The 19,680-nt window shown below is 72.1% G+C and carries 17 protein-coding genes and 1 tRNA gene; 12 read left to right on the top strand and 6 right to left on the bottom strand.

The features are described 5' to 3' along the window. Positions 1–18: 18 nt before the first annotated feature. Entirely contained in the window at positions 19–408 is a 390-nt protein-coding gene (locus Cs7R123_RS25245; protein ID WP_212830190.1) for a hypothetical protein, read from the bottom strand. Positions 409–558: 150 nt separating this feature from the next. Here Cs7R123_RS25245 and Cs7R123_RS25240 point away from each other — a divergent pair, with 150 nt between their 5' ends. Continuing rightward, positions 559–1,308 (top strand): SDR family NAD(P)-dependent oxidoreductase, encoded by a 750-nt coding sequence (locus Cs7R123_RS25240; RefSeq protein WP_212830189.1) that lies wholly within the window; start codon positions 559–561, stop codon positions 1,306–1,308. Positions 1,309–1,352: 44 nt separating this feature from the next. On the opposite strand, the gene Cs7R123_RS25235 is transcribed toward Cs7R123_RS25240, so the two are convergent. After that, positions 1,353–2,648: a hypothetical protein gene (locus Cs7R123_RS25235; RefSeq protein ID WP_244872129.1), complete on the bottom strand. Its 1,296-nt coding sequence runs from the start codon at positions 2,646–2,648 to the stop codon at positions 1,353–1,355. 13 nt (positions 2,649–2,661) lie between these two features. Further along, the gene (locus tag Cs7R123_RS25230) at positions 2,662–2,973 is read right to left on the bottom strand and encodes a hypothetical protein (RefSeq protein WP_212830188.1); all 312 of its coding nucleotides are present in this window, start codon (positions 2,971–2,973) and stop codon (positions 2,662–2,664) included. A gap of 114 nt (positions 2,974–3,087) precedes the next feature. On the opposite strand from Cs7R123_RS25230, the gene Cs7R123_RS25225 reads away from it, so the two are divergent. The 3 genes from Cs7R123_RS25225 to Cs7R123_RS25215 all read left to right on the top strand — a co-directional run bounded on the left by Cs7R123_RS25225 (position 3,088) and on the right by Cs7R123_RS25215 (position 5,921). Then, positions 3,088–3,846, top strand: coding sequence for an SAVMC3_10250 family protein (locus Cs7R123_RS25225; protein ID WP_212830187.1), 759 nt, complete (start codon positions 3,088–3,090; stop codon positions 3,844–3,846). A gap of 216 nt (positions 3,847–4,062) precedes the next feature. After that, complete coding sequence (locus Cs7R123_RS25220) at positions 4,063–5,238, top strand: metallophosphoesterase (protein WP_212830186.1); 1,176 nt, start codon at positions 4,063–4,065, stop codon at positions 5,236–5,238. A gap of 41 nt (positions 5,239–5,279) precedes the next feature. Then, entirely contained in the window at positions 5,280–5,921 is a 642-nt protein-coding gene (locus Cs7R123_RS25215; protein ID WP_212830185.1) for a hypothetical protein, read from the top strand. 116 nt (positions 5,922–6,037) lie between these two features. Here Cs7R123_RS25215 and Cs7R123_RS25210 read toward each other — a convergent pair whose 3' ends face one another. Beyond that, a complete protein-coding gene (locus tag Cs7R123_RS25210) occupies positions 6,038–7,447 on the bottom strand; it encodes a glycosyl hydrolase family 18 protein (RefSeq protein ID WP_212830184.1) in 1,410 nt (469 codons plus the stop codon). Positions 7,448–7,654: 207 nt separating this feature from the next. On the opposite strand from Cs7R123_RS25210, the gene Cs7R123_RS25205 reads away from it, so the two are divergent. Together Cs7R123_RS25205 and Cs7R123_RS25200 are read left to right on the top strand one after the other, a co-directional pair. Beyond that, positions 7,655–9,025: a hypothetical protein gene (locus Cs7R123_RS25205; protein WP_244872128.1), complete on the top strand. Its 1,371-nt coding sequence runs from the start codon at positions 7,655–7,657 to the stop codon at positions 9,023–9,025. Positions 9,026–9,094: 69 nt separating this feature from the next. After that, on the top strand, positions 9,095–9,760 hold the full coding sequence (locus Cs7R123_RS25200) for an NADPH-dependent F420 reductase (protein ID WP_212830183.1): 666 nt from the start codon (positions 9,095–9,097) through the stop codon (positions 9,758–9,760). A gap of 47 nt (positions 9,761–9,807) precedes the next feature. On the opposite strand, the gene Cs7R123_RS25195 is transcribed toward Cs7R123_RS25200, so the two are convergent. Further along, positions 9,808–12,402 carry a CBM35 domain-containing protein gene (locus Cs7R123_RS25195; protein ID WP_212830182.1) on the bottom strand — a complete coding sequence of 865 codons (2,595 nt, stop codon included), beginning with the start codon at positions 12,400–12,402 and terminating at the stop codon, positions 9,808–9,810. A gap of 262 nt (positions 12,403–12,664) precedes the next feature. On the opposite strand from Cs7R123_RS25195, the gene Cs7R123_RS25190 reads away from it, so the two are divergent. Further along, entirely contained in the window at positions 12,665–13,456 is a 792-nt protein-coding gene (locus Cs7R123_RS25190) for a methyltransferase domain-containing protein (protein ID WP_212830181.1), read from the top strand. Positions 13,457–13,459: 3 nt separating this feature from the next. Here the strand turns inward: Cs7R123_RS25190 and Cs7R123_RS25185 are convergent, their stop codons facing one another. Then, entirely contained in the window at positions 13,460–14,578 is a 1,119-nt protein-coding gene (locus Cs7R123_RS25185) for a substrate-binding domain-containing protein (protein WP_244872127.1), read from the bottom strand. A gap of 150 nt (positions 14,579–14,728) precedes the next feature. On the opposite strand from Cs7R123_RS25185, the gene Cs7R123_RS25180 reads away from it, so the two are divergent. The 5 genes from Cs7R123_RS25180 to Cs7R123_RS25160 all read left to right on the top strand — a co-directional run bounded on the left by Cs7R123_RS25180 (position 14,729) and on the right by Cs7R123_RS25160 (position 19,640). Next, a tRNA-Met gene (locus tag Cs7R123_RS25180) sits at positions 14,729–14,802 on the top strand. Between the two features lie 242 nt (positions 14,803–15,044). Further along, positions 15,045–16,283, top strand: coding sequence for a chitosanase (locus tag Cs7R123_RS25175; protein ID WP_244872126.1), 1,239 nt, complete (start codon positions 15,045–15,047; stop codon positions 16,281–16,283). 113 nt (positions 16,284–16,396) lie between these two features. Further along, complete coding sequence (locus Cs7R123_RS25170; protein ID WP_212830180.1) at positions 16,397–17,137, top strand: SAM-dependent methyltransferase; 741 nt, start codon at positions 16,397–16,399, stop codon at positions 17,135–17,137. A gap of 231 nt (positions 17,138–17,368) precedes the next feature. Then, a complete protein-coding gene (locus tag Cs7R123_RS25165; protein ID WP_212830179.1) occupies positions 17,369–18,718 on the top strand; it encodes a condensation domain-containing protein in 1,350 nt (449 codons plus the stop codon). A 13-nt stretch (positions 18,719–18,731) separates the two neighbouring features. Continuing rightward, positions 18,732–19,640, top strand: coding sequence for a 4'-phosphopantetheinyl transferase superfamily protein (locus Cs7R123_RS25160; RefSeq protein ID WP_212830178.1), 909 nt, complete (start codon positions 18,732–18,734; stop codon positions 19,638–19,640). Positions 19,641–19,680 lie beyond the last annotated feature (40 nt).

Here is a 19,680-nt window from a genome sequence, read left to right as displayed (position 1 = left end):
GTCGTGGAGGCTTGACCGTCATTGCTCGGGCAGCAGCTGCTCGCGCGTCACCGACAGGCGCACCGTGTCGCCGTCCACCCCGGCGACGTCGCCGGCCGGGGCATAACAGGTGTGGCGGTGCAGCAGGCCGCCGTGATGGATCTTCACGTAGCCGGCGCGCAGCAGCCCCTGGGCGAGCTCCCACGGCACGTGCGGCTCGCCGGCGGCCGGGTCGAGCACCACCCCGAGCAGGCCGCGCGGCTCGCCGAGGAGCTGGCCCTCCTCGGTCACGGCCAGCGGGTCGCCCAGTTTCACGTCGACGACCTCGCCGAGGTCGGCACCGGCGCTGTCGTACACCCGCATGCCCTCCTGGACCTGCGCGATCGGGCCGTAGTCGGCCGCACCCTCCTCGGTCACCACCCGGGCCACCCCCTCTCACCTGCGAGTCTGCGCGACCGTGCGGCCCGGTGGCCCCCGATCCGCCCAAACCGGCCGACCCTGCGCGGGCCGCGGACCGGCGCAGGCATACGGTGATCAGGCGGGCGCCGCGGCGGCGCCGGGCGACCGAGAGGTGCGGCGATGCTGCTCAAGGGCAAGAACGCGATCGTGTACGGCGCCGGCGGCGCCATCGGCGGCGCGGTGTCGCGCGCGTTCGCGGCCCAGGGTGCCGTCGTGCACCTGGTCGGCCGCACCCCGGCCCGGCTGGACCACGTCGCCCGGCAGATCCGCGACAGCGGCGGCGCCGCCGAACCCGCCGCCGTCGACGCCCTCGACGAGGCGGCGGTGACCGCGCACGTCGACGCCGTGGCCGAGCAGTTCGGCAGCGTCGACGTCACCCTCAACGTGATCTCGCATGGTGCCGTGCTCGGCCGGCCGCTCACCGAGATCAGCCTCGACGACTTCGAGCAGCCGGTCCGCACCGCCCTCCGCACCAACTTCCTCACCGCCCGCGCCGCCGCCCGGCACATGGCCGCGCAGCGCTCCGGCGCCATCCTGCTCTTCGGCGGGTACGGCGACCCCATGCCGAACCTCGGCGGCATGCAGGTCGCCTTCGGCGGGCTGGAGTCGCTGCGCCGGGCCCTGGCCTGCGAGCTCGGCCCGCGCGGCGTACGCGTGATCACGCTCCAGACCGGCGGGGTGCCCGAGACGATCCCGGCGGGCATGCCCGGCCGCGCCGACGTCACCGCCGCGATCGAGGCCAAGACCATGCTCGGCCGGGCCGCGAGCCTCGCCGACGTCGGCAATGTCGCCGTCTTCGCCGCGTCCGACGCCGCCCGCAGCATCACCGCCACGTCGCTGAACATCACCTGCGGGGCGGTCCCCGCCTGACCGGGGTCACCGCCGCGGATCTGTCCCGGATCGCCTGAGCCGGGTCAGGACGGCTCGCCGGACTTGCGGTGCATCACGTACTCCAGCACCAGGAACGGGAACCCGAACAGCCAGAACGCGTGCTCGGCCCGCAGCCGGCCGCGGTCGAGGTGGACGTCGAGGCGCTCCCGGAACCCGTGCACCGCCGCGGTGGTGAGCCTGCCGGTCCGCTCGTCGACGACGGTCAGGTAGTGACCGGGCTGGTCGGTGTCGCCGACGCTCGCCAGCACCAGCCCGCCGCCCGGCCGGGCGCTCGGCGCGAGCGTCGCGGTGAAACTCGCCTGCGGCAGCGGGAACCCGACGCTGACGTAGCCCCGGTCCCCGTGCCGGTAGGTGGTGTAGATGCCCACGTAGATCGGTTCGTCGGTATCGGCGAACGACCTGATCCAGCCGCGCTGGCTGACCACGCCGTCCCGGCCGGTGCTGATGGTGTCGATGCGGCTGCGCACCCCGCGCTGGGACTCGCGCTGGTTCATGGGCACGTTGGCCTGGCCGAGCGGGCGGGCGACCAGGTTGCGGTACAGCAGGTAGCCGGGGCGCACCCAGGTCCGCCAGTGCGGCACCACGTCGAGGGCGAACCGGGTCGTGTGCTCGTAGAACTCGCGCACCAGCGGGTCGACGGCGGCCGGATCGAAGCCCGGCCCGGCCAGCTCGTCCAGGTCGGACACGATGCCGACGTCGGGCGCGTCCGGGGTGTAGTCGCCGCCGAGCCGGTCGGCCAGCTCGCGGACGTAGCCGGTGCCCACATACCGGGTGGCCGCCGTCAGCGGCACCACGAACGGCAGCTCCCACGCGGGCGCCTGCTCGGCGAGCAGGCTGATCTGCGGGTCCCGGAAGACCAGCGCCGACAGGCACCGGAACAGCAGGACCGTCGCCGCGGCGACGGCGGCGGCCGACACCTCGGGCCACACCGCCGCGAGCGCTGCGCCCACCACCAGACCCACGACCGGGCCGAGCAGCACCTTCTGCGGCCGCAGCCCGAGCAGGCCCGCGACCGCCCCGGCGATCACGCCGACCCACAGCGGGCGGTGGACCACGAGGCCGAGCACCCAGCCCAGCGCGGCCGCCAGGGCGGTGCTCGCCACGATCCGCGACCACAGGGCCGGGATCTCGCCCGGCCGCTGCCGCGCGCGGGCGATCCGGTCGGCGGCGGCCACGGCGACGGCACCGGCGACGGCCGCCACCGCGACCGCGACACCGCCGCGGCCCGCGGCGAGGGCGGCCCCGGCCGCGGCACCCATCAGCGCCGACAGCGTGGTCGAACCGGGATGGCGCGCGGGGGCGGTCTGGTCGTGTGTCACGCCGAGAATGTACTCACGCCGTGGCGACCACCGCCGCCAGCGTCCTGACGCGACGGCCTCCGGCCCGCTGCCGTGCCGGGTGGTCGATGATCGCGGTCTCCGGTCGAAACCTCGCCGATGGAGGAGCTTTTCGACCGCGGACACCGATCATGGGCGGCCCGTGCGTCGGGTCAGGAGCGGCCCGGCCGACCTGCGTGCCGGGGCGGCGACCGAGCGCGGCGCGTATCCGCGCGTCCCAGCGGCGGTGGTAGCGCAGCGACAGCCCCAGGTAGAGCCCCATCCAGACCGCGGCGACGGTGATCTGTGCGGCAACCGGCAGCGTCATGGCGCGAGAGCCTACGGCGTCGCCCCCGTACCGTCGATACGGTGGGTCGGAGCAGTGAGCTGTACCCAATCGACCGAGTCGGCAGTCCTGGCATCGATCGATATCCTCTGGGCCATGGTGGGATTTCCTTGGTGGAAGAGGCCAGCACCGCAAGAGCTGAAGCACTTCATCTACATCTCGCCGCCGAAGGTCGACGCGCTCTACTACCAGGTGGACACAGGTGCGTTGCGGCGCGCGGCAAAGGCACTGCATATCGATCTGAAGGTCATCTCGGTCGAGATCTCGTCTGTGGGAAGACCGGACACGACCTTTTCCCGCCTGAGGGTCGTGCTCGAGGCACTGGATCGCCTGGAGCAGCTGGGCACCTGCGACGCTCCGAAGTCGTACTTCCGGAGCCGGATGACGATGCGGTACGGCTCGCTCGGCGGCGGCGTGATGCTCTTCGCCGGTGAAGAAGGCGAAACGCGGGTTCGCCTGGGCTGTTCGCAAGGGCACTTCGACCTGCCGTCCGAACTGGGCCACCCTCGCGACCTGAACGATGCTCTGTCGAACCGGCAATTCGGCGGGGTCTCTGCGCAAGTGGGGTCACACCTGCTGGGCATCGATGCCGCCGTCCGGCGTGCGGGGCGAAAGTCGTATCTGATTCCGGGCCTGCACCGCGCCATAGGCCGGGCGTTGGAGTCCTACGTCGCAGATGACTTCGCCGGTGCCGACGAGGCATATCGATTGGGTCATTTCGAGAACGTTGTCTTTCCCCACGGCGCCGTCAGTCAGCCGGTGGAGTTCGTGGCCCGTCGGCTTCAGCACGGCCCCAGCCTGAGCGGGGGAACCGTACTGGTCGGCACACCTTTGTACGTCGCACTGACGAACTAGCCCGGGTGCCGTTCGATGGTCGGGCTGCGTCGGCCGGTGGGCCGCCGAAATCCGCCGCCCCGGCCTGGGCCCGCAGCGGGTCGCCCCGGTTCCGCCTCACCACCGACCGTACGAGGGCGACCGGACTCTGATGGCCAAACTGCGGGAAACCTTCAGCCGGCGTTCAGTGTTTCTGAGGCATGCTTGGCCGTAGGCCAACCGCACGCGAGGAGCACGATGTCCACCGAAACCGTCACGGTACGCCCGGCCCGCCGCGGCCGGAGTCCGCTGCTCTTCTTCTCCATCCTGACCGTGGTGCTGAGCCTGCTGGTCGGCGTGCCCTGGTGGACGCTGCTGCGCTCGGCCGCGCAGTGGCCGGCCCCGGTCGGCGTGGCCGGGTCGGTGCTGTTCGCGGTGGCGCTGGTGTCGTTCCCGCCGCTGATGATCTTCGGCCACGGCCGGCGCGTCGACTGGGCCGCCCGGATCGGCGACACCCTGCTCGGCGTGTTCTGGGTGCTGTTCGTCTGGTCGATTCTCGGCAACGTGCTGCGGCTCGCGCTGTCGGTGGCCGGGGTCGCCGACCCGGCCCGCTCCCGGATCGTGGTGGCGTTCACGCTGCTGGTCAGCGTGGTCCTGCTCGCCTGGGGGTACGTCGAGGCGATGCGGGTGCCCCGGGTGCGCCGCGTCGAGGTGGTGCTGCCGCGCCTGGGCCGCGAGCTGGACGGGCTGAAGGTGGCGCTGCTCACCGACACCCACTACGGCCCGATCGACCGCGAGCGCTGGTCCAAGGGCGTCACCGAGGTCGTGAACACCCTCGACGCCGACATCGTCTGCCACACCGGTGACATCGCCGACGGATCTGTGGGCCAGCGCCGGGCGCAGGCCGCGCCGCTGGCCGACATCCGCGCCCGCGACGCCCGGGTGTACGTCACCGGCAACCACGAGTACATGGGCGACGCGCAGGGGTGGCTGGACCACATGCAGGAGCTCGGCTGGCAGTCGCTGCACAACCGGCACCTGCTGGTGCGCCGGGGTGCGGACACGCTGGTGGTGGCGGGCGTCGACGACCGTACCGCGAAGTCGTCGGGCAGTCCGGGGCACCAGGCCGACCTGGCCGCGGCGCTCGCGGGCGCCGACGCGGACCTGCCGGTGCTGCTGCTGGCGCACCAGCCGCAGCAGATCGGGGCGGCCGTGGCGGGCGGGGTGGACCTGCAGATCTCCGGCCACACGCACGGCGGTCAGATCTGGCCGTTCCACTACCTGGTGCGGGTGGACCAGCCGGCCGTGCAGGGCCTGACCCGGCACGGGGAGCGGACGCAGATGTACACCAGCCGGGGCACCGGTTTCTGGGGTCCGCCGTTCCGGGTCTTCGCGCCCAGTGAGATCACCCTGCTCACGCTGCGTTCGGCCTAGCGGTCTGGCTCGGCCCGTCGTCTCATTGAGACGATGGGCCGATGAGTCAGTGGGCCCTGGCGGGCGTGGCGACGGCGGTCGCGGCGGCCGTGCTCCTGGTGCTGGGCACCGTAAGGCGGCTGCGCGACCGGACCGACCGCCGCGACGGCGCGGACATCGACGACACCGCGATCGACCCCTACCACGCCGTCGCCGTGGCCGGGCCCGCCGACGGCTTCTACGAGCCCGCGGCCGCCGCGCTCCTGCGTGCCGGGCTGATCAGCATCAGCCCGGAGGGGCTGGTCGCGCCGGTGGCGGGCGGAGGCGAGCCGGACCATCCGGTCGAGGCGGCGGCGCTGGACTTCTTCCGCGGCCACGACGGGCCGACCGGGCTGGTCGAGCTGACCTGGAGCCCCGAGCCGCGCCGGCGGCGCGAGGAGTTCCTGCGGGCGCAGGAGGCACGGTTGCTGGCCGCTGCGCCGGGATCCCTTCCGCGAGCACTGCGCGGGGCTGCTGCCGCATCCGGCGGTCGAGGCACTCGACCCGGACCAGCGAGCGCTGCTGCGGGCCGCCGTCGCCTACCGGCTCCCGTGGCAGGTGGACCAGGCCGAACGCGACCGCAACCGCTACTCCAGCGACGTCGACGGCGCCTTCTGACCGCTGCCCGCCCGCCTCACCGTGGCGGTGGTGCCGCGCCGCCCTGATCGGCGCGGCACCACCATTCCGTTGATCATGAAGTTATGGCGGCGACACGCCGTCGAGCCGTGCCATAAGTTCATGATCGACGGGGTTCAGGGGGTGGGGGTGTGGTGGGGCTGGGTTAGGGGAGGATCCATTTCTGGTTGGCCTGGGTGTTGCAGGACCAGATTTGGAGGCGGGTGCCGTCGGCTGAGGACTGGCCGGTGGCGTCTAGGCACTTGCCGGATACCGGGTTGGTCAGGCGCTGGGTGGAGGAGTTGTAGGTCCACTGCTGGTTGGCGTTGTTGGCCGTGCAGTCCCAGATCTGGATCTTTGTGCCGTCGGCGTTTACACCGCCGGTGACGTCCAGGCACTTGCCCAGGGCGCGGATGGTGCCGTCGGTGCCGACGGTCCAGGTCTGCGCGTTGGTGCCGTTGCAGGTGTAGAGCTGCACCGCGGTGCCGTTGGCCGAGCTGGCCGCGGCGATGTCGACGCACTTGCCGCCGAGGCCGGTGATGCGGCCGGTGCGGCCGCCGGGCGGCGGGCTGGACGGCGGCGTGCTGCCGCCCATGACGGTGTCGTAGATCGCGCTGACCAGCGAGGTCGAGCCCGTGGTGTCCTGCGACAGCTCCCAGTTCATCATGCCGCCCGCGTTGGCCATGGCCCACTGGGTCTTGGCCTTGATCGTCGGGATGCCGTTGTAGCACTCCTGCGTCCCGTTGACGGTGGTGCAGTCGCGGTTGGCGTTGGCCGGGTCGATGGCGACCAGCTGCGAGTAGGTGAGGTAGCCGGGGCGGCTGTAGAACGGCACGCCCAGGATCGCCTTGCTCGCGGGCAGGCCGCGGCCCTTCCAGAAGTTGACCGCGTTGATGGACCAGGTGTAGTTGGCGTGCGGGCTGCCGCCGTCGTACGCCATGATGTTCAGCCAGTCGACATAGCCGAAGACCGAGGTGGGCACGCCGTTGGCGGTGCCGCCCTCGGAGACGACGGCGGCGGTCAGCAGCTTGCCGCTGTTGTGCAGGGTGGTCGACAGCTGCTGCATCAGCAGCGCGTAGTTGCTGCCGGAGGTGCCCGGGTCCGGGTACTCCCAGTCGATGTCGGCGCCGTCGAGGCCGTACTGGTTGACGAGGCTCATGACGCTGTTGGTGAACGTGGTGCGGCCGCCGCTGCTGGCGGCCAGCGCCTCGAACGCCGAGTCGTTGCCGTCGTTCCAGCCGCCGATGGAGATCGAGACCTTGACGCCGTTGGCGTGGGCCGTGGAGACCAGCGACGACAGCTTGGACGCGTTGTCGACGGCACCGAGCGTGCCGTTGCTGTTGGGCAGCACGAACGCGTAGTTGATGTGGGTGAGCTTGCCGTACTGCACGCTGCCGACGCTGCCGGCCCAGGAGGGCATGTAGCCGATGCTCTTGAACCCGTTGGGCAGGGTGACGGCGTTGGCGCTGGTGGCGGGCAGCAGCGCGGCGGTCACGCCGGCCGCCGCGGTGAGCAGCGCGACAGCGGCGGCGGCCAGGCGGCCGCGGCGTACCCGCTGTTGGGACGATTCGGACATGTCTGTCCCCTTCGGAGATCCGGTGGGAAGGTGGTGTCCGGGAGGAGGAAGCGGCTCGCCCCGAGCGTGACCGCGAGTTTAGTAAACTTAACTATCTAAAGCAACCGAAGTGTTATCCGTTGTGGACCTAGCTGTTTCGCGAACCGTGCCGTCGATCGTGGCCGTGGCCATAGGCTTGGGTTCCATCCGAGGAGAGGGAACCTGACAATGGCGTTCGGTCCGTCACTCACCGAGCTCTACCTGCATCGCATCCGCACCGGTGGCTTCACCGCCGCCGAACTGCTGCCGCCGACGCGGGTCCCTCCGGTGATCGAGTCGTTCTACCGGCACCGGTGCCTGGCCCGGCCGCTCTTCCTCGACCACGACGAGCACTCCCGGCTGGTCGGCGACCTCGCCGGCGTGCACGAAGCCCTGGTCCGCCTGCCCGACCTGCTGTTCGGCGGGGACCTGGCCGCGTTCGCCCGCGCGGTCGACCTGTCCGAGGAGCAGACCGACCTGGTGGTGCGCACCCAGGCGGGCCGCCCCGTCACCCGCTACGGCCGCGCCGACCTGTACGCCGACGAGACCGGCCCGAAGCTGCTGGAGTACAACATCGGCTCCACCGTCGGCCTGGTCGAGGCCGGGCTGCTCAACGAGGCCCTGCTGGAGCACCCGGTGCTGGCGTCGTTCGCCGCCGAGCACGGCCTGGGCTTCCCGGACACGGTGGGGGAGTGCCTGGCCAGCCTGCGGCTGGAGGTCGGGCTGCCGCCCGACAGCACCCCGACCGTGGCGATGGTCTTCTGGCCCGACGACTTCCCGGACAACGAGGAGCCGCTACGCCGCTGTGCCCAGCTGCACCGCCGCTACGGCGTGGACACGATCCCGACCCACCTCGGGCTGCTGACCTACCGTGACGGGCGGGTGTGGGCCGACGGGCGCCCGGTCGACGTGATCTACCGCTGCTTCCTGCTCCAGGACGCGGCCACCCCGGCGGGCAGGGCGCTGGTCGAGCCGCTGCTGACCGCCGCCGAGCGCGGCGAGGTGCGCATGTTCACCCCGCTGGGCTGCCAGGTGTACAGTTCCAAGGCCGCGCTGGCGCTGCTGTCCCAGCACGCCGGGCTGTTCGAGCCGGAGCTGCGCGACCGCGTGCGGCGGTTCGTGCCGTGGACCCGGGTCTGCCGCCCCGGAGAGGTCGAGCTCGACTCGGGGGACCGCGCCGATCTGCGCGAGCACGCGATCGGGCAGCGCGAGGAGCTGACGCTCAAGCCCGCGTTCCGGCACGGCGGCAGCGGCGTGCTGCCCGGCTGGGAGACCCCGCCGGACGAGTGGGCCGCCCGGGTCGACGAGGCGCTTGCGGGCGGCTGGGTGCTCCAGCGCCGGGTCCACCCGCAGCCGCAGCTGGTGCCCGCGCCGGACGGCACGCTCACGCCGTACACGCTGAATCTCGGGGTGTTCTCGATGCCCGCGGCCCCGGCTGGCTATGGCGGCACGGCGCTGCGGGCGGCGCCGGTCGCGCGCAACGTGGCGGTGCTCGGCATCTACACCGACCCGTCGGTGCTGCTCGGCTGTGCCATGCACCAGCTCGCACCGGCCCAGTGACCTGCGCCGCCGCCCCGCGTTGACCATGACGGCGACCGGGGCGGCCCGGTGCGGGGCGAGAGGCGGAGCATGACCACGATCGGGTTCATCGGCAGCGGCAACATCGGCGGCACCCTGGCGGAACTGGCCGTCAAGGCGGGCTACGACGTGGTGCTCAGCAACTCGCGCGGCCCCGAGACGCTGGCCGACATCGCCTCCCTGCTCGGACCGCGGGCCCGCGCGGGCACGGTCGAGGAGGCGGCGACCGCGGGCGACCTGGTGCTGGTCAGCGTGCCGCTGCACGCGTACGCCAGCATCCCGGTCGCGCCGCTGGCGAACAAGGTCGTGATGGACACCGGCAACTACTACCCCGAGCGCGACGGGCAGATCGCCGTGCTCGACGACGGCACCCTGACCAGCAGCGAGCTGCTCCAGCAGCACCTGCCCACGTCGCGGGTGGTGAAGGTGTTCAACAACATCTACTACAAGCACCTGGGGGCGCTGGCGCGCCCGGTCGACGCCGTCGACCGCAGCGCGCTGGTGGTGTCCGGCGACGACGCGGCGGCGAAGCTGGCGGTGATCGCGTTCCTGGAGGCCATCGGCTACGACGGCGTCGACAACGGGCTGCTGGCCCAGGGTGGGCGGGCGCACCAGCCGGGCACGCCCGCGTACGGGGCGCCGTACGGCCCGTTCGAGGACGAGCAGGGGCGCCCCGCGACCAAGGCGGAGCTGCGCCAGGCCCTCGACGCGGCCTGACCGCCCGGGGCGGGCGGCCGGTGCCCCCGGCCGCCCGCCCGGCACGGTCAGCGGCAGCTGACCACCGGGTCGGCGTTGGCCGTGCCACGGGTGGCGATCAGGCCGACCGTGGTGCCGGCACCCGCGCCCAGGGCGCCGTTGTAGTCCAGGTTCGTCAGCGTCACCACGGCCCCGGACTGCCGGTAGGCGGCACTCCACACCTGGTTCACCACCTGGCCCTGCCCGTACGTCAGCGTCACCTGCCAGCCGCTGATCGGCGCCGCGCCCGCGGTGACCGTCACCTCGGCCTGGAAGGCCCCGTCCCACTGACCGGTCACCCGGTAGCCCGCCGTGCACACCCCGCCCGGGTTCGGGCTGGGGCTCGGCGACGGCTGGCGCGAAGGGCTCGGCGACGGCCTGGGGGACGGGTTCGGCCCCGGGCCCGCGATCACCGGCGGGACGACCGTGAGGTAGTCCAGCTCGGCGAAGCCGTCGCCCTTGGCCAGGCGCACCTGGTTGAGCCCGGCGGTCAGCCGGACCGTCACCTCGGCGCGCCGCAGCGGCCCGTCCTGGGCCGGGCCGGTCAGCCACGCGCCCGTGCCCGGGTACGAGACCACGCCCTGCTGCACCCCGCCGACCAGCACCCGGTGCGTCGCCGTCCCGGCCTGCCCGTTGCCGTAGCCGACCGTCAGCCGGTAATCCCCGGCCAGCGGCGCGTCCACGGTGAACTCGACCGCGCTGTCGGCCTGGTCGATCCCGCCGACCAGGTCCGGGAACTCGTCGTAGCCGTAGTGCGAGATCCGCGCCGAGGTGACCGCGGCGTACTCGGCCTCGTAGCGGTGGGTGTCGGGGCGTACGTCGACGAAGTCCAGCTCGGCGAAGCCGGTGCCGCGCCCGAGCCGGATCTCGTTGTGCCCGGCCGCGAGCACGATCCGCTTGCTCGCGGTGCCCAGCGACGAGTTGGCCCAGCCGTCGGTGGCCGGATACGCCACCGAGCCCTGCGCGGTGCCGTTGACCGACACGGTGTGGCCGGCCGCCGCGCCGGTGCCGTTGGCGTAGCGCACCCGCATCAGGTACATCCCGGCCGAAGGCACGTCCACCCCGAACGTCACCGCCGAGTCGGCGGCGTCGATTCCGCCGACGTAGCCGTCGCCGGAGGCCAGGACCCGGCCGTCGGCGCCGGTGTGCACGACCGCGTGGGTGACCGCGGCGGTCTCGGCCTCGTACTTGCCCGGGTACGCCGCGGGCGCGGCGGCGGGGGAGATCAGGATGCGGTAGCCGTGGTAGCGCTGCATGGCGTGCACCGGCACGGTGAGCTTCCCGGACGCGTCGACGGTCATCGCCTTGTCGAACAGGTTGTACGCCCCGGAGATCGGGTCGCCGCCCCGCTCGGTGCGCTGGTCGGTGTCGGTGGGCTCCTTGTCCCAGTACGCGACGTCCAGGCGCACCCGGACCGTGCCCGACAGGCCGCGGGCGTTCAGGCCGAGCACGGTGACGTCGACGTCGCCGTCCTCGCCGCCGGCCAGCACGGTCAGCGTCCGGGCGGCCGCGTCCCAGCTCGCGACGCCGTCGCTGGCCTGGTAGTGCCGGGTGTCCCAGCGGCTCACGTCGACCCGGTTGCCGCGCATCGACCTGTACCAGTTCATCAGGTACCAGCCCGCGTTGGGCTTGAGCCCGGTCGCGGTGCGCCGCAGCGTGTTGCCGAGCAGGCCGGGGTTGGTGTAGATGCCCATCGAGGCGTAGTCGACGCCGTAGCGCTCGAACTCGGCCCAGTGCTTGACCATGGTGCCGGGCACGCCCTCGAAGTCGCCGGTGCCGGGGCCGTACTCCTCGATCACGACCGGCAGCGGGCGGCCGGGCAGCGCCAGCTCGTTCTCCAGCGGCCGGTAGTAGCGGGTCAGGCTCTCGGGCACGTCACCGGGGCTCGGGCCGAGGCTGTGCCAGCCGATGAGGTTCGGCACGGTGCCGGTGGCCTTGGCGTTGACCAGGAACGCGCGCATCCTGGCCTGTAACGGCGCCTCCCAGCCGCGGTAGTGCTCGTAGTTCGGCCCCATGATCGGGATGGTGGGGTCGATGGCCCGGATGCGCCGGAACGTCTGCGTCCACAGCCACTCGAACTTCTCGTCGTAGGTGGCCCCGGGCACGCTCGTGTCCTGCGCGAAGCCGCCCTGCAGCTTGTTGTCCGGCTCGTTGAACGGCGCCACGGCGTAGAGCACGTCGCGGTAGGACTGGATGCCGCGGGTGGCGGCGTCCACCTTGGCGTACCAGTCCGCGGTGCCCTTCCAGTCGTAGGGCCAGCCGCCCATCAGGTCGTTGTACCGGCCGACCATCTTCATCCCGGCGGCGCGCATCTTGGCCACCACCGACTCGGTCGAGGTGGGGTAGGAGGTGTCGCCGGGCGCGGCCTGGTGCTGGCTGAGGTACAGCTGCGATCCGGCGGCCAGGTCGGCTGGGGTGTCCGGGGTGGACGCCACCCCGAACAGCGTGCCCAGCCCGGCCTTCTTCAGCGGCCCGCCCTGCCGGTCGGTGTCGACGGTGATCACCGATTCGACCGTCGCGGCATAGGCGGGGCTGCCGGAGTGACCGGGCACCAGCCCGGCGGCCACGGCGGCTGCGGCGACCAGCGCCGCCACACCCCCGACGGCGAACCGGCGGGCCCGCATGCCATTCACGTGTATGCGTGGAAGCGCTTCCATGGCTGACAGGATTTACCCACCCGAAACATATGCACAGACGTTTCGAAAATCCTTGATCCCCAGGTTAAGCCATCAACCCAGAGTCCTAGGACGGGGTAGGGACAGTGTCCCGGAACGGCGCCTCACTCGGGACGGCCACCCGGGACAACCGCGACGCGCCACGATCGGCTGACGGCTTAACGCGCGTTCCGGCGTGCCCCAACCGGTTTGCCGGGTTACGGTCGCAGGCATGAGTGACGTGACCCGCGACGTGTTCGACGACAAGGTGACCGCCTGGCGCCAGTGGCAGGACGCGCCGTGGGGCCGCCTGCGGTACACGCTGGCCGAGCACAACATCGGCCGCCACCTCGACGGCCGCAGGCTGCGCATCCTCGACGTGGCCGGCGGCAACGGGGTGGAGGCCGTGCGCTACGCCGCCGCCGGGCACCAGGTCACCCTCGTCGACTACTCGCCGCAGATGCTCGCCTCGGCCCGCTCGCTGGCCGAGGCGACCGGGGTCGGCAACCGGGTCAGCGTCATCGAGTCCGATGTGGCCAAGCTCGGCGACGTCGTCGAGGCGGGCGCCTACGACCTCGTGCTGTGCCACAACCTGCTGCCGTACGTCTCCGACGTGGAGTCGACGCTGGCGTGCGTGCTCGCGCCGCTGCGCCCCGGCGGCCTGGCCAGCATCATCGCGGCCAACGCCTACTCCGAGCCGCTGCGGGTGGCCATCCGGGAGATGGACCTCACCGCCGCGTACGAGGCCCTCGACGCCACCGAGCGCTACACCCAGACCTTCAGCACGCCCGTCTACCCGCGCACCGCCGACGAGGTGTCGGCCGCGCTGCGGCGCCTGGGCTCAGGCGTGCTCGGCCACTACGGCATCCGCTCGGTCTGCGACTTCATCCCCGACGACCAGCGCAAGTACGACGCCTCGTTCTTCGCGGAGCTGGAGCGCCTCGAACTGGCCCTCACCGACCGGGTGCCGTTCCTGCTCACCGCGCGCCTGTTCCACCTGATCGCCAGCGCCCCGGCGGAGTGACCCTCACAGCTGGGTCAGGACGTTGAACTCCAGCCGGTCGGCCTCGGCCAGGTAGATGCGCTGGCGGGCGTGGCGGCGGCTCATCGTGATCTGCCCGCGCGGGCCGTCGTAGCGGACCGTGTCGGCGCCCGCGCCGATCGCCCGCACGTCCAGCGACCGCGCGCCGTTGATCAGGGCCGCCAGCAGCAGCACGCCCTCGTAGCAGGACTCGCCGAGGCTGCCCGGCTGCGGGGCCTCGATGCCGAAGCGGCGCGCGTACTGCCCGTGGAAGTCCAGGTTCTCCGGGGTGACCAGCCCGGCGAAGAACCCGGCCGCGCTGAACAGGCCCCGGGTGGCGCCCGCGCCGCTGGCCATCAGCATGTTCTCGTCCATCAGCGTGCTCAGCCGCAGGCAGCGCTGGTCCAGCCCGGCCGCGGCGAACGCCCGGTTGAACCGGACCGCGTCGTTGCCGACCAGCAGCATCAGCACCGCGTCCGCCCCGCTGTGCTCCACCCGCCGCAGCACCGGGCCGAAGTCGTGTACGCCCAGCGGCAGGAACGCCTGCCCGGCGACCTCGGTCGCGGTCTGGGCGGCGTAGCGCAGGGCCGCCGCGGCGGTGCGGCGGGGCCAGACGTAGTCGTTGCCGACGACGAACCATCGGCGCACCCGTTTCTCGCCTGCCAGCAGCCGCATCGCGGGCAGCAACTGCTCGGCCGGGGTCTCGCTGGTCAGGAAGACGCCCTCGGTGCGCTCGCCGCCCTCGTACAGGGCGGTGTAGACGTACGGCACGCGGTGGGCGATCCGTGGGGCCAGGGCCTGGCGGACCGAGGAGATGTGCCAGCCGGTGACGCCGTGCACCGCCCCGAGCGACACCAGCGACTCGACCTCCCGGGCCACCTGCTCGGGCGGGGCGCCGCCGTCGACCGGGACCAGCGACAGCTCGCGACCGAGCACGCCGCCGGCCTGGTTGACCTCCTCGACCGCGAGCTGGGCGCAGAACTCGCAGGTCGGGCCGAAGATCCCGGCGGGGCCGCGCATGGGGAAGACCAGGGCGACGTGCACGGTGTCGCCGAGGACGGCCGGGCCGCGGCCGGGCCGTCCGGGGACGATCAGGCCGGGGAGCTGCGGGGGCGGCTCGGGCATAGGGGCCATACTTCCGTGGCCGGTGCGTGAACTCCAGCCGTACGGCGAAGCTGCGGCCATACCTTGACGGTGTCTGCGGGGGCGTTTCGCGACTCGCCGGGTAACCGATTGGACGTCGTTGACCTCGATGACGTAGTCTAGTGAAGCCGACGCGGGGTGGAGCAGCTCGGTAGCTCGCTGGGCTCATAACCCAGAGGTCGCAGGTTCAAATCCTGTCCCCGCTACAAAGAACGTGCAGTTCAAAGCCCGGCCCCAGAATTGGGGCCGGGCTTTTTGATGCCCACCGGGGCTGGCGGCACTACCGGGGCAAGCACTGGGCCGGCCCATGCCGCCGTGAACCTGACGATCGAGCGGATTGATTGACTTGGAACCTCAGTGGGTGTCATATAGGTTAGTCAATCTGACTAACCTTCGAGATCGGAGATCTGACGTGAAGATTTCTCCACGGAAGGCCGCCCTCGCTGCTGTGGCAGGGGTGCTCGCGGTCATCACGCCGCTGATCACCATGAACCCCGCCGCCGCCGCCGAGACGCTGCTCTCCCAGGGAAAACCGGCGACCGCCTCGTCGGTCGAGGCTTCCACGTTCGGCGCGGCCAAGGCCGTCGACGGCAGCTCCACCACCCGCTGGGCCTCGGCCGAGGGTCACGATCCGGAATGGATCCGGCTGGACCTCGGGGCGTCGTACTCCATCACCCGGGTTCTCCTGAACTGGGAGGCCGCCTACGGCAAGACCTACCAGATCCAGACCTCGCCGGACGCCGCCAGCTGGACGACCATCTATTCGACCAGCACCGGCAACGGCGCCGCCGACGACCTCACGGGCCTGTCCGGCACCGGCCGCTACGTGCGCATGTACGGCACCGCCCGGGGCACGTCGTACGGCTACTCGCTGTTCGAGTTCCAGGTCTACGGTTCGGGAGGCCCGGCGCCGTCACCGAGCAGCACATCCTCGCCGACCGGCGCTCCGTCGCCGTCGCCGTCACCGACCGGGCGCGTCGACCTGACCGACCCGCACAAGAAGGACATCGCGATGCAGCTCGTGTCCAGCGCGGAGAACTCCTCGCTGAACTGGCGGGCACAGTACGCATACATCGAGGACATCGGGGATGGGCGCGGCTACACCGCCGGGATCATCGGATTCTGCTCGGGTACCGGTGACATGCTCGACCTCGTCGAGCTGTACACCAGCCGGGTGCCGAACAACGTGCTCGCCAAGTATCTGCCGGCACTGCGCGCCGTGGACGGCACGTCCTCGCACTCGGGCCTGGACCCGAACTTCCCGGCGGACTGGGCGCGCGCGGCACAGGACGCGGCATTCAAGAAGGCCCAGGACGACGAGCGCGACCGGGTGTACTTCAACCCGGCCGTCTCGCGGGCCAAGTCCGACGGTCTGCGCGCGCTGGGGCAGTTCATCTACTACGACGCGATCGTCATGCATGGCGACGGCGGCGACCCCGAGAGCTTCAGCAGCATCCGCGCCAACGCGCTGAAGAAGGCCAAGCCGCCGTCGCAGGGCGGGAACGAGACGACCTACCTCAACGCGTTCCTCGACGCGCGCCGGGTGGCCATGCTCGCCGAGGAGGCGCACAGTGACACCAGCCGGGTCGACACCGAGCAGCGGGTCTTCCTGCAGCAGGGCAACCTCGACCTCGACCCGCCGCTGAGCTGGCACGTCTACGGCGACCCCTACTACATCGCCAGCTAGTGCCCTGACCGGTGGAAAGACTAGGTGGGGCCTTCGCGACGGCGGCTTCGGCAGGTACCGCCGTACCTGAAGGCCCCACCTACGCAGACATCGATGCCTTAACATCGACGTCCATGGACATCCCGAACGTGGCCAGGATGTACGACTACTACCTCGGCGGCACCGAGGCCACTCCGGTCGATCAGGCCGCCGCCGAACAGGTGCTCGCGGCCGTGCCGCAGGTGCGGATCGCCGTGCGGGAGAACCGGCAGTTCCTGGACCGGGTCGTCACCCGGCTCGCTGAGGCGGGCATCCGCCAGTTCCTGGACATCGGCAGCGGCCTGCCGACGCGGCGCAACGTGCACGAGATCGCGCCGCCCGGCACACGGGTGGTCTACGTCGATTACGACCCCTACGTGGTGGAACGCAGCCAGACGCTGCTGGCCGCGGTCGACGGCGCGACGTGCCTGCTCGGCGACGTGCGGGAGCCGGTCGACATCCTCGACCGCTGCGGGCTCGACCTCTCGCAGCCCGTGGGGGTGCTCATGCTGGCCGTGCTGAACTTCGTCGGCGACGAGGACGATCCGGCCGGCCTGCTCACGTCGTTGCGCAAACGGCTCGCCGAGGGCAGCTGCCTGGCTGTTTCACACGGCGCCCGCGAGACTGCGAACCCCGTCGAACAGATCGAGGCGGGTTACCGGCGGACCAGCGGCCAGGCTGTGCTGCGTACCCGGGGAGAGCTTCTGGATCTGCTGGCGGGCTGGCAGGTACAGCCGCCCGGTGTGGTCTACGGCGCCCAGTGGCCGGACGCGGCCGCCGATCCGGGCACGCGGCTCACCTTCGCGGTCCTGTGCCAGATTCCGGTTCCCGGCTGACCGCTGGTGCCGCCGATGTCGCGCGCCGTGTTCAGTCCGTCGGCGGGCAACCTCTGCCGGCCGATGAAGAAGGAAGGCGACGTCCTCGCCGACCGAGACACGCAGCCCCGACGGAGGCAGGAGGGCGGGCGCCCCTGAGGCGCTCCCGTCCGGTCGCGGACCGATCCGACCGAGTATGGTGTGGCAGCATTCGCGCACGCCGATCGATCGGTCGGGGGAAGGTGTCGGGGTATGACCGCCGTGACCCGGATCATGGTGTCCTTCCAGGGCGAGGGGTCCGGCGCGGGCGAGCTGTCCTGGGGCCAGCGCGAGATCTGGGCGGCTATGCGGAGCCAGCAGTCGGCGCTGCCGGTCGGCGGCTGCCTGCCGCTGCCGCAGGGCACGACGCTCGACGACATGGCGGCCGAGCTGCGATTCAACATGGGCCGCCACCAGTCGATGCGGACCCGGCTGTGCTTCGACGCCGACGGCCGGCCGACGCAGGTGATCGCGGCGTCGGGGGAGACCGCCCTGGAGGTGGTCGAGGCCGGTGCGGACGACCCGGCCGAGGTCGGCGAGCGGGTGCGGCGGCGCTTCTGCGACACGGCCTACGACTACGCCGCCGAGTGGCCGCTGCGGATGGCCGTGGTCACCAGCGCCGGGGTGCCGACGCACGTGGTCGCGGTGTTCCATCACCTCGTCACGGACGGTTTCGGCAGCCGGGTGATCATGTCGGACCTGGCCGGACGTGATCCGGTGACGGGTGCGGCCGGGTCGCCGCCGCCCCTGCTGCAACCGCTGGAGCAGGCGCGATGGCAGGCGTCCCCGGCGGGGCTGCGGCAGCACGAGATGTCGATGCGGCACTGGGAGGGGCTGCTGTGGGCGATACCGGCGCGGCGGTTTCCGGGTTCGGCCGACCACCGGGAGCCGCGCTACTGGGAGGGTGAGCTGACCTCGCCCGCGATGGGGCTGGCGGTCCGGCTGATCGCCGCGCGGACCGGGGCGGACACCGGGGCGGTGCTGCTGGCCGCGTTCGGGGTGGCGCTGGCCCGGACGACGGGGATCAGCCCGGCGGTGGTCCGGGCGGTGGTGAGCAACCGGTTCCGGCCGGGCCTGGCCGATGTCGTCAGCCCGGTCAACCAGACCAGCCTGTGCGTGCTGGACGTCGCCGGCGCCGGGTTCGACGAGGTGGTACGGCGGACCCGCCAGCGGGCGACGGCGGCGTACAAGTACGCCTACTACGACCCGGACGGGCTGGCGGAGCTGCTGGCGCGGGTGGAGCGGGAGCGGGGCGAGCCGCTGGACGTCGGCTGCTTCTTCAACGACCGCCGGGTGCGTTTCCGGGACGGCTCGGGGCCGGTGCCGACGGCCGAGCAGGTGCGGGAGCTGGCCGCCGACTCCGGCTTCCGCTGGCTGCGGCAGCAGAAGGAGCCGTTCGAGCGGTTGTTCGTGCACGTGGAGGATGTGCCGGACAGCCTGGTGCTGACGGTGTGCGGTGACACCTGGCACGTGTCGCCCGCGGACCTGCGGTCGTGCCTGCTCGCGATGGAGTCGGTGACGGTCGGGGCGGCGCTGGACCCGGCCGCCTGCACCGGCGTGTGATCGCGTGCCGGTGGTGCCCGATCACCCGGTGGAGGTGTGGCTGGTGTGCGCCGACCTGGCCGCGCCGGTGCTGTCCCACCTGGAGTCGGTGCTGGACGACGCCGAGCGCGCCCGGGCGGCCGCGCTGACTCTGCCCGCCGACCGGCGCCGGTTCGTCGCCGCGCACGCGGCGATGCGGTGCATCGTGGCGGCACGGCTCGGAGTCGCTCCGGGAAGCGTCCGGTGGCGCCGGGGCGAGCACGGCAAGCCCGAGGTGGTCGGCGGTCCGCCGGTGAACATGTCCCGTTCGGGCGGGCTGGCGGCGGTGGCGGTCGGGACCGACCGCCCGGTGGGTGTGGACGTGCAGGAGTCGGTGGCGGGGTGGGATCCGGTCCGGACGGCCGCCCGCTATTTCGCGGCGGACGAGGCGGCGTATGTCGCGCGGGCCGACAGCCGGGACCGGTTCCTGCGGCTGTGGGTGCGCAAGGAGGCGTACGTCAAGGCGCTGGGCGGGCGGCTGTGGCCGTCGCTGGCCGTGCCGGTGGGCGGCGACGTGGCGCCGGGGCCGGTGCGGATCACGGATCTGCCTGCTCCGGCCGGGTTCCGGGCGGCGGTGGCGGTGGTGGGCGACCGTCCGTACCGGACGGTGGTCCGCCGGTGGGCCGGTGCTACGATCCCGGCCGTGGATCGCGTCGCCGTTGAGCTCGCCGGGATGCTCGCCGCCGTGACGGGCGAGCAGGCGCCGATCACGGCGGACACCCGGCTGGAGCAGGACCTGCGCCTGGAGAGCATCGAGGTTGCCGAGCTGGCCGGCCGGGTGCGGCAGCGCTGGGGTGCCGACGTCGACCTGGCGGCCTTCTACGCGGACCTGGAGATCGACCAGATCATCGGCCTGACCGTCGGTGACCTGGCCTTCTATGTCGCTTCCCGGGTCGGGGACTGAGCCCGCTCCGGTCCGGGCGGATGGCCCGTTCGGCCGTTGA

Origin of the sequence: Catellatospora sp. TT07R-123, from assembly GCF_018327705.1 — a bacterium.
Classification (GTDB): domain Bacteria; phylum Actinomycetota; class Actinomycetes; order Mycobacteriales; family Micromonosporaceae; genus Catellatospora.
This window is presented reverse-complemented; position numbering and strand designations above follow the sequence as displayed.

Bases quoted from the DNA above. Each gene is read 5' to 3' on its own strand.
- Cs7R123_RS25240 (WP_212830189.1), top strand. From the start codon at position 559: ATGCTGCTCAAGGGCAAGAACGCGATCGTGTACGGCGCCGGCGGCGCC.
- Cs7R123_RS25230 (WP_212830188.1), bottom strand. From the start codon at position 2,973: ATGACGCTGCCGGTTGCCGCACAGATCACCGTCGCCGCGGTCTGGATG.
- Cs7R123_RS25225 (WP_212830187.1), top strand. From the start codon at position 3,088: ATGGTGGGATTTCCTTGGTGGAAGAGGCCAGCACCGCAAGAGCTGAAG.
- Cs7R123_RS25220 (WP_212830186.1), top strand. From the start codon at position 4,063: ATGTCCACCGAAACCGTCACGGTACGCCCGGCCCGCCGCGGCCGGAGT.
- Cs7R123_RS25215 (WP_212830185.1), top strand. From the start codon at position 5,280: ATGAGTCAGTGGGCCCTGGCGGGCGTGGCGACGGCGGTCGCGGCGGCC.
- Cs7R123_RS25210 (WP_212830184.1), bottom strand. From the start codon at position 7,447: ATGTCCGAATCGTCCCAACAGCGGGTACGCCGCGGCCGCCTGGCCGCC.
- Cs7R123_RS25205 (WP_244872128.1), top strand. From the start codon at position 7,655: ATGGCGTTCGGTCCGTCACTCACCGAGCTCTACCTGCATCGCATCCGC.
- Cs7R123_RS25200 (WP_212830183.1), top strand. From the start codon at position 9,095: ATGACCACGATCGGGTTCATCGGCAGCGGCAACATCGGCGGCACCCTG.
- Cs7R123_RS25195 (WP_212830182.1), bottom strand. From the start codon at position 12,402: ATGCGGGCCCGCCGGTTCGCCGTCGGGGGTGTGGCGGCGCTGGTCGCC.
- Cs7R123_RS25190 (WP_212830181.1), top strand. From the start codon at position 12,665: ATGAGTGACGTGACCCGCGACGTGTTCGACGACAAGGTGACCGCCTGG.
- Cs7R123_RS25185 (WP_244872127.1), bottom strand. From the start codon at position 14,578: ATGCCCGAGCCGCCCCCGCAGCTCCCCGGCCTGATCGTCCCCGGACGG.
- Cs7R123_RS25170 (WP_212830180.1), top strand. From the start codon at position 16,397: ATGGACATCCCGAACGTGGCCAGGATGTACGACTACTACCTCGGCGGC.
- Cs7R123_RS25165 (WP_212830179.1), top strand. From the start codon at position 17,369: ATGACCGCCGTGACCCGGATCATGGTGTCCTTCCAGGGCGAGGGGTCC.